Source organism: Stenotrophomonas sp. DR822, assembly GCF_019793815.1.
Lineage (GTDB): Bacteria > Pseudomonadota > Gammaproteobacteria > Xanthomonadales > Xanthomonadaceae > Stenotrophomonas > Stenotrophomonas indicatrix.
This window is the reverse complement of the sequence record NZ_CP081826.1, coordinates 2,382,501-2,385,000: the sequence shown is the minus strand read 5'-3', so window position 1 is coordinate 2,385,000 and position 2,500 is coordinate 2,382,501. Positions and strand designations below refer to the sequence as shown.

Here is a 2,500-nt window from a genome sequence, read left to right as displayed (position 1 = left end):
ATGAAGGACGTGGCAGCCTGCGAAAAGTATCGGGGAGCTGGCAACAAGCTTTGATCCGGTAATGTCCGAATGGGGAAACCCACCCGCTTGCGGGTATCCTGCAGTGAATACATAGCTGCTGGAAGCGAACCTGGTGAACTGAAATATCTAAGTAACCAGAGGAAAAGAAATCAACCGAGATTCCGTAAGTAGCGACGAGCGAACGCGGACTAGCCCTTAAGCTGATTTGGTTCTAGGAAAACGCTCTGGAAAGAGCGGCCATAGAAGGTGATAGCCCTGTATCTGAAAGGGCCATTTCAGTGAAGACGAGTAGGGCGGGGCACGTGAAACCCTGTCTGAACATGGGGGGACCATCCTCCAAGGCTAAATACTACTGACCGACCGATAGTGAACCAGTACCGTGAGGGAAAGGCGAAAAGAACCCCGGAGAGGGGAGTGAAATAGATCCTGAAACCGTGTGCGTACAAGCAGTAGGAGCCTCGCAAGGGGTGACTGCGTACCTTTTGTATAATGGGTCAGCGACTTACTGTTCGTGGCAAGCTTAACCGTATAGGGGAGGCGAAGGGAAACCGAGTCTGATAAGGGCGCATAGTCGCGGGCAGTAGACCCGAAACCGGGTGATCTAGTCATGGCCAGGGTGAAGGTGCCGTAACAGGTACTGGAGGCCCGAACCCACGTCTGTTGCAAAAGACGGGGATGAGCTGTGATTAGGAGTGAAAAGCTAATCGAACCCGGAGATAGCTGGTTCTCCTCGAAAGCTATTTAGGTAGCGCCTCATATGTATCCTCTCGGGGGTAGAGCACTGTTATGGCTAGGGGTCATCGCGACTTACCAAACCATTGCAAACTCCGAATACCGAGACGGACTGTATGGGAGACACACGGCGGGTGCTAACGTCCGTCGTGAAAAGGGAAACAACCCAGACCCACAGCTAAGGTCCCAAATTTTGTGCTAAGTGGAAAACCATGTGGAAAGGCACAGACAGCCAGGAGGTTGGCTTAGAAGCAGCCACCCTTTAAAGAAAGCGTAATAGCTCACTGGTCGAGTCGGTCTGCGGGGAAGATTTAACGGGGCTAAGCACAGAACCGAAGCTTGGGGTGTGCATATTTATATGTACGCGGTAGAGGAGCGTTCCGTAAGCCGTTGAAGGTGGATTGAGAAGTCTGCTGGAGGTATCGGAAGTGCGAATGCTGACATGAGTAACGATAATGCGGGTGAAAAACCCGCACGCCGAAAGCCCAAGGTTTCCTTGCGCAACGTTAATCGGCGCAGGGTGAGTCGGCCCCTAAGGCGAGGACGAAAGTCGTAGTCGATGGGAAGCAGGTTAATATTCCTGCACCTCGCGTAAGTGCGATGGAGGGACGGAGAAGGTTAGGCGTACCGGGCGTTGGTTGTCCCGGGGAAAGGCGGTAGGTTTGGATCTTTGGCAAATCCGGGATCCTCTAAGACCGAGCACCGAGACGAGCCTTTATGGCGAAGTCGCTGATACCACGCTTCCAGGAAAAGCTCCTAAGCTTCAGCTTACGCAGACCGTACCGTAAACCGACACAGGTGGGTAGGATGAGAATTCTCAGGCGCTTGAGAGAACTCGGGTGAAGGAACTAGGCAACATGGCACCGTAACTTCGGGAGAAGGTGCACCCTTTTTGGTGGCTCGTGCGAGCTATAGCTGAAGAGGGTCGCAGTAACCAGGCCGCTGCGACTGTTTATCAAAAACACAGCACTCTGCAAACACGAAAGTGGACGTATAGGGTGTGACGCCTGCCCGGTGCTGGAAGGTTAATTGATGGGGTCAGCCGCAAGGCGAAGCTCTTGATCGAAGCCCCAGTAAACGGCGGCCGTAACTATAACGGTCCTAAGGTAGCGAAATTCCTTGTCGGGTAAGTTCCGACCTGCACGAATGGCGTAACGACAGCGGCGCTGTCTCCACCCGAGACTCAGTGAAATTGAAATCGCTGTGAAGATGCAGCGTTCCCGTGGCAAGACGGAAAGACCCCGTGAACCTTTACTATAGCTTTACACTGAACGTTGAGTTCGTCTGTGTAGGATAGGTGGGAGGCTATGAAACCATGGCGCTAGCTGTGGCGGAGCCATCCTTGAAATACCACCCTGTCGTGCTTGACGTTCTAACCTGGGCCCATTATCTGGGTCGGGGACCGTGTATGGTGGGTAGTTTGACTGGGGCGGTCTCCTCCTAAAGAGTAACGGAGGAGCTCGAAGGTACGCTCAGCGCGGTCGGACATCGCGCACTGTGTGCAAAGGCATAAGCGTGCTTGACTGCAAGATCGACGGATCAAGCAGGTAGGAAACTAGGACTTAGTGATCCGGTGGTTCTGTATGGAAGGGCCATCGCTCAACGGATAAAAGGTACTCCGGGGATAACAGGCTGATACCGCCCAAGAGTTCATATCGACGGCGGTGTTTGGCACCTCGATGTCGGCTCATCACATCCTGGGGCTGTAGTCGGTCCCAAGGGTATGGCTGTTCGCCATTTAAAGTGG

General features: G+C 53.5%; 1 rRNA gene (running past both ends of the window). It reads left to right on the top strand.

Going from position 1 to position 2,500, the window contains the following annotated elements:
* Nucleotides 1–2,500: ribosomal RNA gene (locus tag K5K93_RS11015) — 23S ribosomal RNA — on the top strand (it extends past both window edges: 48 nt to the left, 332 nt to the right).